15 protein-coding genes are annotated in these 12766 nt (G+C 66.1%); 10 read left to right on the top strand and 5 right to left on the bottom strand.

What is annotated here, in order from left to right:
• Nucleotides 1–38 precede the first annotated feature (38 nt).
• From AC3A6P_RS02660 to AC3A6P_RS02640, 5 genes are read left to right on the top strand one after another with little or no spacing between them, the layout of a single operon-like run.
• Nucleotides 39–716: an HAD-IA family hydrolase gene (locus tag AC3A6P_RS02660; RefSeq protein ID WP_487687979.1), complete on the top strand. Its 678-nt coding sequence runs from the start codon at nucleotides 39–41 to the stop codon at nucleotides 714–716.
• On the top strand, nucleotides 709–1191 hold the full coding sequence (locus AC3A6P_RS02655; RefSeq protein WP_487687977.1) for a low molecular weight protein-tyrosine-phosphatase: 483 nt from the start codon (nucleotides 709–711) through the stop codon (nucleotides 1189–1191). The genes AC3A6P_RS02660 and AC3A6P_RS02655 overlap by 8 nt, the downstream gene beginning before the upstream one ends.
• Nucleotides 1188–2027 carry an SURF1 family cytochrome oxidase biogenesis protein gene (locus AC3A6P_RS02650; RefSeq protein WP_487687975.1) on the top strand — a complete coding sequence of 280 codons (840 nt, stop codon included), beginning with the start codon at nucleotides 1188–1190 and terminating at the stop codon, nucleotides 2025–2027. The genes AC3A6P_RS02655 and AC3A6P_RS02650 overlap by 4 nt, the downstream gene beginning before the upstream one ends.
• Before the next feature lie 43 nt (nucleotides 2028–2070).
• A complete protein-coding gene (locus tag AC3A6P_RS02645; RefSeq protein ID WP_487687972.1) occupies nucleotides 2071–3780 on the top strand; it encodes an amidohydrolase in 1710 nt (569 codons plus the stop codon).
• A 34-nt stretch (nucleotides 3781–3814) separates the two neighbouring features.
• On the top strand, nucleotides 3815–4450 hold the full coding sequence (locus tag AC3A6P_RS02640; RefSeq protein ID WP_487687969.1) for an SOUL family heme-binding protein: 636 nt from the start codon (nucleotides 3815–3817) through the stop codon (nucleotides 4448–4450).
• Here the strand turns inward: AC3A6P_RS02640 and AC3A6P_RS02635 are convergent.
• Nucleotides 4416–5129, bottom strand: coding sequence for a class I SAM-dependent methyltransferase (locus AC3A6P_RS02635; RefSeq protein WP_487687966.1), 714 nt, complete (start codon nucleotides 5127–5129; stop codon nucleotides 4416–4418). The two genes, AC3A6P_RS02640 and AC3A6P_RS02635, sit on opposite strands and share 35 nt — an antisense overlap.
• A gap of 142 nt (nucleotides 5130–5271) precedes the next feature.
• Here AC3A6P_RS02635 and AC3A6P_RS02630 point away from each other — a divergent pair, with 142 nt between their 5' ends.
• Entirely contained in the window at nucleotides 5272–5586 is a 315-nt protein-coding gene (locus tag AC3A6P_RS02630; RefSeq protein ID WP_487687963.1) for a hypothetical protein, read from the top strand.
• Between the two features lie 46 nt (nucleotides 5587–5632).
• Here AC3A6P_RS02630 and AC3A6P_RS02625 read toward each other — a convergent pair whose 3' ends face one another.
• Nucleotides 5633–6799: a zinc-dependent alcohol dehydrogenase gene (locus tag AC3A6P_RS02625; RefSeq protein ID WP_487687960.1), complete on the bottom strand. Its 1167-nt coding sequence runs from the start codon at nucleotides 6797–6799 to the stop codon at nucleotides 5633–5635.
• Nucleotides 6800–6810: 11 nt separating this feature from the next.
• Nucleotides 6811–7311 (bottom strand): hypothetical protein, encoded by a 501-nt coding sequence (locus AC3A6P_RS02620; RefSeq protein ID WP_487687957.1) that lies wholly within the window; start codon nucleotides 7309–7311, stop codon nucleotides 6811–6813.
• A 402-nt stretch (nucleotides 7312–7713) separates the two neighbouring features.
• Here AC3A6P_RS02620 and AC3A6P_RS02615 point away from each other — a divergent pair, with 402 nt between their 5' ends.
• The gene (locus tag AC3A6P_RS02615; protein ID WP_487687955.1) at nucleotides 7714–8394 is read left to right on the top strand and encodes a DUF4396 domain-containing protein; all 681 of its coding nucleotides are present in this window, start codon (nucleotides 7714–7716) and stop codon (nucleotides 8392–8394) included.
• A 133-nt stretch (nucleotides 8395–8527) separates the two neighbouring features.
• On the opposite strand, the gene AC3A6P_RS02610 is transcribed toward AC3A6P_RS02615, so the two are convergent.
• Nucleotides 8528–9238, bottom strand: a complete 711-nt coding sequence (locus AC3A6P_RS02610) for a hypothetical protein (RefSeq protein ID WP_487687952.1) — start codon at nucleotides 9236–9238, stop codon at nucleotides 8528–8530.
• 282 nt (nucleotides 9239–9520) lie between these two features.
• The gene (locus AC3A6P_RS02605; RefSeq protein ID WP_487687950.1) at nucleotides 9521–10168 is read right to left on the bottom strand and encodes a TetR/AcrR family transcriptional regulator; all 648 of its coding nucleotides are present in this window, start codon (nucleotides 10166–10168) and stop codon (nucleotides 9521–9523) included.
• 113 nt (nucleotides 10169–10281) lie between these two features.
• On the opposite strand from AC3A6P_RS02605, the gene AC3A6P_RS02600 reads away from it, so the two are divergent.
• The 3 genes from AC3A6P_RS02600 to AC3A6P_RS02590 are packed head-to-tail and all read left to right on the top strand — an operon-like array spanning nucleotide 10282 to nucleotide 12759.
• On the top strand, nucleotides 10282–11112 hold the full coding sequence (locus tag AC3A6P_RS02600) for a mycofactocin-coupled SDR family oxidoreductase (RefSeq protein ID WP_487687947.1): 831 nt from the start codon (nucleotides 10282–10284) through the stop codon (nucleotides 11110–11112).
• Nucleotides 11109–11921, top strand: a complete 813-nt coding sequence (locus AC3A6P_RS02595) for a mycofactocin-coupled SDR family oxidoreductase (protein WP_487687944.1) — start codon at nucleotides 11109–11111, stop codon at nucleotides 11919–11921. Before AC3A6P_RS02600 ends, AC3A6P_RS02595 begins: the two co-directional genes overlap by 4 nt.
• A 25-nt stretch (nucleotides 11922–11946) precedes the next feature.
• Complete coding sequence (locus AC3A6P_RS02590) at nucleotides 11947–12759, top strand: carboxymuconolactone decarboxylase family protein (protein ID WP_487687941.1); 813 nt, start codon at nucleotides 11947–11949, stop codon at nucleotides 12757–12759.
• The last annotated feature ends 7 nt before the right edge of the window (nucleotides 12760–12766 follow it).

Genomic DNA, 12766 nt, shown 5'->3' with positions numbered 1-12766 from the left:
GAAACTGTAGTGGTCGCGTCATCGGCGACAATGGCAGCGTGGCAGAACCAGTTCCCTCCGTGCTGCAAAGCGAGCACCCCCAGCTTGTGTTGTTCGACCTGGACGGCACCCTGACCGATTCCGCCGAGGGGATCGTGGCGAGCTTCCGTCACGCTCTGGCCGCCGTCGGTGCGGACGTACCGGAGGGTGATCTGGCCGGCCGGATCGTGGGCCCGCCGATGGCACGCACGCTGGAGGCGCTGGTCGGCGAGCACGCCGAAGCCGCGATGGCCGCCTACCGCGCCGACTACACCACCACGGGGTGGTCGATGAACAGCGTGTTCGACGGCATCGAAGACGTGCTGCGCGACCTCAAGAACAAGGGTGTCCGGCTGGCGGTGGCCACGTCGAAGAACGAGAAGACGGCCCACCGCATCCTGGAGCACTTCGGGCTCGACGGGTACTTCGAGGTGATCGCCGGGGCTGACGGTGGCGCCCGGGTCGAGAAGGCCGATGTGGTGGCACACGCCCTCGAGCAGCTCGAGCCGCTGCCCGAGCGGGTGCTGATGGTCGGCGATCGCCGCCATGACGTGGAGGGCGCCGCCGCACACGGTATCGACACCGTGGTGGTGGGCTGGGGTTACGGCCGCTCGGACTTCAGTGGAGCTGATCTTTCAGAATTGTGCGCCACGCATGTGACCGATATCGCCGCGCTGCGCGAGGTGCTCGGTGCCTGAGCAACTGCACGTCACGTTCGTCTGCTCCGGCAACATCTGCCGCTCACCCATGGCGGCCAAGATGTTCGCCCATCAGATCAGCGAACGTGGCCTGGCCGACCGCGTACGGGTGACCAGCGCGGGCACCGGGGGCTGGCATGCGGGTGACGGCGCCGACAGCCGCGCCAACGCGGTGCTGCGGGCGCACGGCTACCCGACCGACCACGTCGCCGCGCAGGTGGACGAGGACCATCTGGGAGCCGATCTGGTGGTGGCGCTGGGCCGCAATCACCTGCGGCTGCTCACCGACCTCGGCGTGGAACCCGACCGGCTGCGGATGCTGCGGTCCTTCGACCCGCGCTCGGCCGCACATGCCCTGGACGTGGAGGACCCGTACTACGGCACCCCCACCGACTTCGAGGACGTCTACACCGTCATCGAATCCTCACTGCCGGGCCTTCATGCCTGGGTGGATGAGAACCTGGACTCACGATGAAACGCTGGGCGTTCGTGCTGAAACCGCAATGGCTGGCCATGGCGGTGGTGGTGGGTGCGTTCGCCTACCTGTGTTTCACGGTGCTGGCGCCCTGGCAGCTCGGCAAGAACACCCAGACCTCCCGCGAGAACGACCAGATCAACGCGGCCCTGACCGCTGATCCGGTTCCCCTGACCGACGTTCTGCCGCAGCAGGATTCGTCGGCGCCGGATCAGCAGTGGCATGAGGTCACCGCCACCGGGAGGTATCTGCCCGAACACCAACTCCTGGCCCGGCTACGCCTGGTCGAGGGCGACCCGGCGTTCGAGGTGTTGGTGCCGTTCGCCGTCAACGACGGGCCGACGGTCCTGGTCGACCGCGGCTACGTCCGTCCCGAGGCGGGTTCCAAACCGCCGCAACTCGATGCACTGCCCACCGGTGAGGTGACCATCACCGCCCGGCTGCGCGACTCCGAGACCGCCCCGCCCGGCAAGAACCCGTTCACCCAGGACGGCTACCAGCAGGTGTACGCGATCGACACCACGCAGGTCTCCGCCCTGACCGGCACACCGCTGGCCGGGTCCTACCTCCAGCTGATCGAGGACCAACCGGGCGGGCTCGGGGTGATTCCCCTGCCACACCTGGACGCCGGGCCGTTCCTGTCCTACGGGATCCAGTGGATCGCGTTCGGCATCATCGCCCCGATCGGATTGGGCTATTTCGTCTACGCCGAAGTGAAGGCGCGCCGCCGCGACAAGGAAGCCGCCGAGAAAACCGCGGCAGCCCAGCAGGGTGAGACCGCCGCCCCGGTCACCGTCGAAGACAAGCTCGCCGATCGCTACGGACGCCGCCGCTGAGGTTTGCCGGACGCGGCTGCGGATCGTCTGGCACGCTGTGCCCGTGCCTGATCGCATCCTGACCGCCGCCACTGTCATCACCATGGACGGTGCCGTCCCCCGGGCGGAGGCCGTCGCGGTGTCCGACGGTCGCATCGTGGCCGTCGGCACGGTTGCGCAGTGCACCGATGCGCTGCCCGGCGCCGAGATCGTCGACACCGGCGCGGCCGCCCTGCTGCCCGGCTTCGTCGAGCCACACGGGCATCCGCTGATCAGTGGGATAGCGACCCAGCCTCCGGCCCGGTCCATCGCGCCCTGGGACGCCGCGTCCTGGGACGACGTACAGCGCGTCTTTGCCGAGGCCATCGCCGAGTCCGAGCCCGGAACCCCGCTCTGGTTCGCCGGTTACGACGCGCTGCTGCACAGGCACCCCGCCCCGAAAGCGCCCGAGCTGGACCAGATCTTCGGCGATCGGGTTGTGGTCGTGACCGACAACTCCGGTCACGGCGTGTACTTCAACAGCGCGCTCATCAAACAGAACGGCTGGGATGTGAACCCGCCCGCCGACCCGGTGGCCTCGCGGTACGGGCGCAACCCCGACGGCAGCCTCAACGGCCAGGGCTTCGAGCTCGGGGTGCTGCTCGCGGTCACCGGTCCCCTGCTGGCCACACTGGGCAATCCGCTGATCTCGGCGGCGCACTACTACGCCGAGATGGCGCGCGGCGGGTACACCTCGTGCTCGGACATGACCTACGACCCGAAATTCCGGGCCGGCTACGACGCGCTGGCCGCGGCCCCATCCTGCCCGCTGCGGGTCAGCATGTGGGAGGTGTCGACGACCGACACCTACACCGAACCGGAGACGTTCACCGCACCGGAGACCAAGCTGCACAAGGCCGGTGTGAAGTTGTGGACCGACGGGTCCCCGTGGGTGGGCAACATCGCGATCTCGTTTCCGTACCTCGACACCGAGGCCACCCGCACCGCGGGTATCGACCCCGCGGTCGCGGGCAGCCCGTCCTCGATGAACTACAGCCGTGAACAGCTCGACGCGATCATCGACAAGGCCGCGCCGGCCGGCTGGCAGATGGCCTTCCACGCCAACGGCGACCTGGCCCTGGATCTGGCGCTGGACGCCTACGAGGACGGGCTCACCCGCCACGGGTTGTTGGGCACCGATCACCGGTGGCGCATCGAGCATGCCGGTGCGGGGACGCGACGGCATTTCGACCGGGCCGCCCGGCTCGGTGTGCACGTGTCGATGTCGCCGTTCCAGTACTACTACTGGGGCGATCTTCTCGACGGGCAGATCTTCGACCACCAGCACGGCAGCCAGTGGGCCGCGTTCGCCGACGCGGTGGCCTCCGGTGCGTGCGTGTCCTTCCACAACGACGGCTCGGTGTCGCCGCCGACACCGGTGATCAACGTGGCCACCGCGGCATCGCGACGGACCCGTGCGGGTACCGTGCACGGCCCCGAACAGGCCATCACCCTGGACGAGGCGTTGCGTGCCCAGACCATCAACGCCGCCACGACGCTGCGCCGTGAGCATCTGGTCGGCTCGATCGCCGTGGGCAAGCTCGCCGATTTCGTCGAATTGACCGCCGACCCCTATTCGGTGGACCCCGCCGACCTCGCCGAGAAGGCGCAGGTGTCGGGAACGTGGCTCGGTGGGCAGCGCATCGACCTGGATGAGTTCGTCTCCGCGGTCAGCGGCGGGGACCACGCCGAGCACGCCCACCTCGCCGGACACGTCAAGCCGGGCTGCTGCTGATACAGCGGCGCCCGGCCCGGGTACATCTGTTCCCATGTTGAGCAAGGTCGTGCAGTTCGTCGAAGGTCTGCCCAGTATCGTCGGTGTGCGCGTCGGCACCGAAGAACCGTTCTATGTCCGGGAGGCGCAAGTCGGCGAGATCGAGATCCGCCGATACGGGCCGCGGATCGCCGCTCAGACCGCGGTCACCGGCAGCGGGCAGGATGCGCGCAGTGCGGGGTTCCGCCGCCTGGCCGGCTACATCTTCGGCGGCAATCACCGCAAGGTCGCCATCGCGATGACAGCGCCGGTTGCTCAGCACAGCGAGACCATCGCCATGACCGCCCCGGTAGCCCAGGCGCGGACCACCGACGGCGATTCGGTGATCCGGTTCTTCATGCCGTCGAAATGGAGCATGGATACCCTGCCCGAACCCGACGACGGGTTGGTGACGTTGGTTGAGGTGCCGGGTGAGACGGTAGCGGTGCTGCGCTTCAGCGGTGACCGCAGTACCCGGGCCGTCGCCGCCAAGACCGAGCAGCTGCTGAACACCCTGCGCGACAGCGACTTCCACCCCGAAGGCGAACCGGTGGCCTGGTTCTACGATCCGCCGTGGACGTTGCCGTTCCTGCGGCGCAACGAGGTGGCGGTTCCGGTCACGATGCCCGCGGGTCAGGGATCGCCCGGATAGCCAGGAATCCGACCGGCGCGCTGTGCAGCAGCTCGTATTTCTCCGGGTCTATCTGCGCCGCGTCCTCGACCGGCCGCGGTTCGGTCAGCCGTTCGATCAGGAAGCCGGCGTGGTGCAGCTCCTCGCAGGTCCGCTCCAGCGGCGAGAGCCACCAGCGCACCTGCCAGCCCGCGCTCCACGTCTCGTCGATGATCCGCGGCTGAAAGTAGTTGCCGCCGTGGCGTAACCAGTCTCCGGTGGGGTGCATACGCGACAGCACCAGCGCTCCGCCGGGGCGCAGCACCCGGCGTAGTTCATTCAATGCCCGGGTGCGGTTGTCCACGTACTCCAGGGCCAGCGCCAACAGCACCAGATCCACCGACGCATCCGGCAGCCAGTCCAGCGGCGCGGCGAGATCGTGGGTGCGGAAGCTGCCGGCCGGCGCCCGCTCGGCGCTGAGGTCGACCATGCGCGGGCTCTGATCGAAACCGATCACCCGCGCACCCCGGGCCACCAGTTCCTCGGCGTAGAACCCCGGGCCGCAGGCGGCGTCCAGCACCGTCTTGCCGGCGACGTCGCCCAGCAGAGCCAGGCACGCCGGGCGGTCGTAGTGCGCGTTGTACAGGTTGCTGCGGGCGTGCTCGGAGAACTCGTCGGCGAACACGTCGTACTGCGGGTCAGGACCAACGGCATCCGGCATGCGCCCGAGTCTGCCACTCGGGTAGTGGATTACGCACGCGCCGACGGTGGGGTGCACTGGAAGCTAGGGATAGACCGGGAAGCCAGAACAGACCAGAAGCCCGGTCCCGCAGTAACTATCGGAACACGGAAGAAGCACGACCATGAAGAAGTACGCAATCGCCTCATCCGCCGCCGCCGCGCTGACCGCCGGCGTTCTCGGCCTGGCCGCTCCGGCGGCCGCCGCACCCACCGGTGCGGGCAACGCCGAAGACGTCATCGCCAGCTTGGAGACCGAGGGGTACACAGTAGTCGTCAACCGGTTGTCCGATGTGCCGCTCGCCGAAGCCAGTGTCGTCTCCGTGGGCGTGGGGCCGACCTTCACCCACACCGAGTCGATCATCGGCGAGGACTACACCGGTTACGACCGCCAGTTCGCGCCGCACAACGTGACGACGGCCTACGTCAACGTCCGCTGACGACCGAGAAAGGCACCCGCCCCGCGGGTGCCTTTCTTCGTGCCCGCTAGGGCCGCAGCGCGACGCGGATGCACCCGTCGGTCTTGTTCTTGAACAGGTCGTAGGCGCGGACACCCTCTTCGAGCGGGAAATCGTGAGTGATCAGCACCGACGGGTCCAGGTCGCCCTGCTGCACGTAGTCGAAGAACTGCGGAATGTAGCGCTGCCCGTGCTGCTGGGCGGTGCGCAGCGTCAGACCCTTGTTCATCAGTACGCCCATGGGGAACTTGTCGGTCAGCCCGAACACGCCGAGCACCGACACCACCCCGCCCTTGCGGACGGCGTGGATGGCGTCGCGAAGACTGCTGGCGCGGTCGGTCTCCATCCGCAGCAGCTGTTTGGCACGGTCATAGGCTTCCTGCACACCGGTGCCGTGGGCTTCCATACCCACCGCCTCGATCACCGCATCCGGGCCGCGGCCACCCGTGGCCTCCCGCAGTACGTCCTCAACGCTGTCGACGCCGGTGTAGTCGATGGTCTCGGCGCCGAGGCTTTCGGCCAGGGCCAGCCGTTCGGGGAGCCGGTCGATCGAGAACACCCTGCCTGCCCCGTGCAGCAAGGCGCTTCTTGCCGCCATCAACCCGACACCGCCGGCGCCCCACACCGCCACGGTGTCACCGCCGGCGATATCGCAGAAGTCGGCCCCCATGTAGCCGGTCGGTACCGCATCGGACATGAACAGGGCCTGTTCGTCGGTCACGAAGTCCGGTACCGCAAAACAGTTGACGTCTCCGAACGGTACCCGGATGTACTGCGCGTGGGAGCCGGCGTAACCCCCGAAGGGGTGGGTGTACCCGTAGATGCCTCCCGTCGGTGACCCCAGAATGGGTTGCTGCATCTCGGCATTGGGGTTGGTGGTGTCACACAATGAATACAGGTCGTGATCGCAGTACCAGCATCGGTTGCAGGCGATGAACGACGGGACCACCACGCGGGCGCCCACCTTCGTCTCGGTCACCTCGCGGCCGACCTCGACCACCTCACCCATGAATTCGTGACCGAAGATGTCCCCCTCGCGCATCCCCGGCAGGTAACCGTCGATGAAGTGCAGGTCGGATCCGCAGGTGGTGGTCAGCTTCACCTGCACGATGACATCGTGCGGGTTGACCAGCTCGGGGTCGTCGACGGTCTCCACCGACAGATTGTTGACGCCGTTCCACACCAGTGCTCTCATGAGGCTTCCTCTCAGCGATCCGACGTGCGGGCGCTCGAATTGTGATGCAGCGTCGGCACTTCGCCGGTTTGCAACAACGCCCGTGCCCGGTAGAGCGCTTTGAATGTCAACGGTCCGGTCAGCAGGCCCGGCGCCGGGGCGCTGATCCGTGCCACCACTTCGGTGCCCCGGTCACGCGAGGCGTCGCGTAGTTCCAGCACGACGTGCGCCGCGTTGTCCGGTTTCACATCGGTGAACTCCACCCGGTCCTCGCCGGCGGTGACCACGCATTCCCACACCGCCTTCTCCGCGCCGGAGAACGTCCACCGCAGCCGGTGTGGGCCCAGGTGCTCCACTTCGGCGATATCGCCCAAGACCACCGAAAGTCGTTCGGCGTCTTGGAACAACTCGGCGACGGCCGGCCGGGGCGCGTGAATGGTGATCGATTGTGAGCGAGGCTCGGTCTCACCGGGATGAAGGACTTTTGCGGCAACTTCTCTGGCCCGCTCTTTGGCGGTTTCGATGACGTTCATAGGGTTCCCTTTGACGACGTACGTGCGGGTCTACCCGTCGCATGGGCGCCGAAACGCTCGGGCCGATTCTGGTCGGTCAATTCGGGTGATTCGTGCCGCGACGGAGGCCCCTTCCGTGAGGGTTGCCGAGGGCATTCGGCGCGTGCGGATGGGACCCGGCCGCAACCGACGGTCTGCGATGCAAGTGGCCGATGCGCGCGTCAACAACATCGCGGGGGTATCACCGCGCAGCAGCAGGGCAGGTCCGCACGGAGGACCTTCGCAACAGATTCGAAAAGCCCTGTCCACAACTCAAGTACCGGGCCGCTCCAGGGATAAGCGCTATTCGAATGACATACCCTTGCATACCCCCCAGGGGTATGATAGACCTGCAGTTGTACCTACCAATGAGGGGGCCTTGCGATGACCAGCCAGCGCGACCACAGCTCGCACGGCCACTCCCACGATCACGAGCACACGGCCATGGACAACATCAACACGATGGCCGTCAGCGCGACCCTGCACTGCCTCACCGGCTGCGCCATTGGTGAGATCGTCGGCCTCATCATCGGCACAGCATTGGGCCTGAGTAATCTGGCCACCATCGCCATCGCTGTGGCGCTGGCATTCCTGTTCGGCTACAGCCTCTCCACCTTGCCGCTGCTGAAAGCGGGCCTTGCCCTGGGCACCGCGCTCAGTGTGGTCCTCGCTGCCGACACCCTTTCGATCGCCACCATGGAGATCGTCGACAACCTCGTCATGGCCGCCATCCCGGGCGCCATGAACGCCGGACTGGTCAATCCCATCTTCTGGATCGGCATGGCCATCGCCCTGACCGCGGCCTTCTTCGCCGCCTACCCCGTCAACCGCTACCTGCTCAAACGCGGCAAAGGACATGCGCTGAAGCACCAGTACCACCAAGGCGCCGGCCAGGTCACTGCAATCCGGCGTTTCATCCCGTCGTTCAGTACGGGTGCACTGGTGGCCGCCATCTCGGCGTTCATGTTGGGCGGGTTGGTCGTATCCTTGGCTGACAGTCTCACTGGGCCCGACACGCACGTCGATGAGGTCAGTGCGGTGCAAGGACCAAGCCCCCATCGGTGAGTGCCGAATTACCTGTGCTGCAATTCCTTACACCGATGTTTCCGCCGGCCGCTGTCCAATTCAAAGGCACGGCAGGAGTTCTCGATCAGGAACCAGGAGGGGCACAGGGTTGAGGTGTCCGAGCAGTCAGGCGTCAGTGGTCGTGCTCGTGGGCATCATGGGTGTCGTCGGACGGCTTCGCCGGCTGGGCTGGCGGTTCCGGAAGTTCTGGCGGTGGGGCCGGGGTGCCGTTGGCCTTCTCCACGGGCGCGGAGGCGGGCGGATGCGGGTGGTCGCCGTGCTGATTGTCCGCCTGTTCGACGTCGGGTCCATGATGAGCAGGCTCGACACCTGCCGGCCCGTGGTGGTCGTGCCGGAGACCAGACGCAACGCCCACCGTGGAAGCCAGCCCGACCACACCCACTGCACCGAGAAGGACCACCGCACTCGCCAAGGCCGTCACCGGCTCGCCGCGCAGGCCGCGGTACCACACCCAGCCAGCACCCATCACCACGTAGATCTGCAGCAGGAGAGCACACAAGTCTGCGGCCTGGATGACTTCGGCTTGTCCGGCGTGAGGGCCGAACGGGGCACCCGCGGTCCGCGACAACGCCCACACCGCGATGGCTCCGGCGTTGAGCAAGATCCCTGCGGCCAGAACAGTGGTCGTCACGCGGACGAGCACCGCCCTCGCCCACAACAATTGGAAGCTTGCGAGCGCGACGAAGAACACGCCCGCCGGTATCCACTCGTGCCAATGGGTAGGCACCACGGCGAAGTGAATGGTTGCGGCCCCCAGCGAGGCGAGCGCGGCGAGGCGAGCTGCCAGCCTACTGTCGGTTCTTGCCTCGGTTCTTGGTGCCACTCGTCCGATGATGACAGCACTGGACTCCAGGGCAACTGCGTGACATCACATCTCAATCGGACCGAGATTGTGCCGTCACCTGCGCCCTGTGGGGACATCTCTGCTCTGAGTCGCCCGTTTCGCCGGGTCAAGATCCTCTCGCCGGTCCCACCAGGAGCACAAGCACAAAGTGCTCCGATCCTGGGAAAAGCCAGGAGCCAACCCTGTTATCTGCCAGGCCCGGATCGAATACTGTTCTCTCGCATCGACATGTCGATGCGGCCTCCGACCGGAACCCCGGCATCACAGCCCCGGGCCCGAAGCCCCCGGTTCTGCCGCCCCGTCCGCGGCGACCAGTGACCCTTTGGAGGCACCATATCCCGCGGTCAGCCAGTAGACGGTGCGGTCCAAGGCAGGGACGATGTCGGTAATGGCGATCTCGCCGAGGGCAAACCGGCCCAACAGCCCGTACACCACGCTGGACAGGACGGTGTCGAGGTCGCGGATAAAGGCTTCGTCCACGCCGGCGAGCACGTCCAGCCCCGCTGGTGCGACGATGTCCAAGCCTCGGCGGAACAGCACGTGACCGTTGGGCGATGACCGAGCGCGATAGAACGCGGTCAACATCGCCGGATGCCGCTCCCAGGGCTCGAAGATCGAACGAAGCAAACGCATCAGGGCCACATACAACGATTCGTCCGGTGATCGTTCGGTGCGGACCAAACCGGAGTATCGGTTTTCGTCCATCCACTTCTGCAGCGCGGCCAGAATGAGTTCATCCCGGTTCGGGTAGTGCTTGTAGATCGTCGCGAGCGATGTGCGTGCGCGGCGTGCGACGGCGCGCAGTTGCACCGCGTCATAACCTTCTGTCTCGAGTATCTCGACGACGATGCTCAAGATCCGATTGTCTCCCCGATCCGCGTCGGCCCGCGCCGGGTCGGTTTTGCTCACCCGATAGACCCCCTTGCCGTCGTGGAGTAACGGGGTTACTCTACCGCGAGTAACAGCGTTACTCAGCTCACATCCGTAATAGCTCTGTGGCGAGCGCAACGAAGCGAGGATTCATGGGTTCATTGGATGGCAGAGTCGCCTTCATCACGGGCGTTGCCCGCGGTCAGGGCCGCAGCCACGCCATACGGCTTGCCGCCGAAGGTGCCGACATCATCGGCATCGACATCTGCGCCGATATCGCCTCCAACGGCTATCCGATGGCCTCCCCCGCCGAACTCGACGAGACCATCGCCCTGGTCGAAGCCCAGGGCGGCAAGATGCTTGGCTCGGTGGCCGACGTTCGCGACTTCCACGCGCTCAAGACCGCCCTGGACACCGGGGTCGAGCACTTCGGCCGACTCGACATCGTATTGGCCAACGCCGGAATCGCCGCGATGGGGTTCCGCCCGTTGACGATTGACGAAGAGCTCGAAATGTGGACCGACGTGGTGGACGTGAACTTGAACGGTTCCTTCAACACCGCGAAAGCGGCGATGCCACACCTGATCGCCGGGGGGCGGGGCGGATCCATCGTATTCACCAGCTCCACCGCGGGCCTGGTGGGTTTCGGCGGTATGCAGGGTGGCGGACTGGGATATGCGGCTTCCAAGCACGGCATCGTCGGCCTGATGCGTACGTTGTCGAACGCGCTTGCCCCGCACAGTATCCGTGTCAACACCGTGCATCCGACCGCGGTCAACACGATGATGGCCACCAACCCTGCCATGACGGCCTTCTTGCAGGCTTACCCCGACGGCGGGCCGCACCTGCAGAACCCGATGCCGGTCGGGCTGCTCGAACCCGAAGACATCAGCGCCGCGATCGTATACCTGGTCTCTGACGCCGCTCAGTACGTCACTGGGGTCGCATTCCCGGTTGACGCCGGCTTCTGCAACAAACTGTGAGCGCACGTGACGGCCGAGTGGCGGGTAAGCGAGTGCTGGTCACCGGCGCAGCACGGGGAATGGGCCGCAGTCACGCAGTGCGACTCGCCGAAGAAGGCGCCGACCTGATCTTGGTCGACATCTGCGCGTCCCTGCCCGACATCGAGTATCCGTTGTCGACACGGGACGACCTCGATGAGACCGCGCGACTGGTGGAAGAGCATGGCGGCCGGGCAGTCAGCTACACCGTCGACGTGCGCGACGCCGCCGCCCTGACCGCCGCCGTCGACGACGGGGTTGCACAATTGGGTGGCTTGGACGCCTCAGTCGCCAATGCCGGAGTGCTCACCGCGGGTACGTGGGACACCACCACCTCCGAGCAATGGCGAACAGTTGTGGACGTCAACCTGATCGGTACCTGGAACACCTGTGCCGCTGCGCTGCCTCATCTGGTGGAGCGCGGGGGCAGCGTGGTGAACATCAGCTCGGCGGCCGGCCTCAAAGGCACGCCGCTGCACACGCCGTACACGGCCTCGAAACATGGCGTGGTGGGGCTCAGTCGAGCGTTGGCCAATGAGCTTGCGGCGCAGGGTGTCCGAGTGAACACGGTGCACCCCACGGGGGTCGCGACCGGGATGCGGCCAGATTCGCTACACACCCTGCTCGCCGGAGTACGGCCCGATCTGGCGCCGCTGTTCGGTAACGCCCTGCCGATCGTGATGACCGAAGCGATCGACATCAGCAACGCGGTGCTGTTCCTCGTCTCCGACGAGTCCCGCCACGTCACCGGTTTGGAGTTCAAGGTCGACGCTGGGGTCACGCTCCGATGAGCACGGCCCAGCAGAAGGAAACTACATGACCACCTTTGATATCGACAGACTCGAGCGCGGCAGACGCGCGTTCGAGGACGTGATGACCTTCGCCGCGCCCGAGGATTCCACGCCGGCCACGACCAACATGCTGGACTTTGTTTTTGCCGAGGTGTGGCAGCGGCCCATGCTGAGCCGTCGGGCACGCCGGTTCATCACGCTCTCCTGCGTCGCGGCCGCCGACGCTGACGGCCCGTTGCATGATCACGTCTATGCAGCACTGAACAGCGGTGACGTCACGATCATCGAAATGCGGGAAACAGTACTGCATTTCGCGGTATATGCCGGCTGGCCGAAAGCGTCGCGGTTCAACGGGGTGGTGGATGAACAATGGGACCGGATTCACCGGGAGAGAGGAGCAGTGCCACCCCCTGCACCGGCATTACTGCCGCTGCCGACACCCAGCGATCCCGAAGAGCGACTGGCGGTCGGTGAGCAATCGTTCAAGGACATCAACTGCCTGCCGTACGCTCCCCTGCGCGACAACCCGTTTCAGGGCGCGGGAATCCTGAATTTCGTTTTCGGCGAGATGTGGCTGCGTCCGGGTCTCGGCATGAAGGAACGCCGGCTGATCACCGTGGCCTGCGTCGCCTTCCAGGACGCCCCCTATCCGATCCTGAGTCACGTCTATGCCGCACTCAAGAGTCGCGACATCTCTTTCGACGAAATGGATGAATTGGCTTTGCATTTCGCCGCCTACTACGGGTGGCCCAAGGCGTCGCACCTGAACCAGGTGATCGGCGAGCAGAAACTGCGCGTATCCGAGGAGTGGGCGGCAGAGGCGGGTTCACCATCGTGACCGACTC

This window comes from Mycobacterium sp. Soil_C_30, assembly GCF_057656995.1.
The sequence above is the reverse complement of the archived record's forward strand: the minus strand, read 5'-3'. Positions and strand labels throughout refer to the sequence as shown.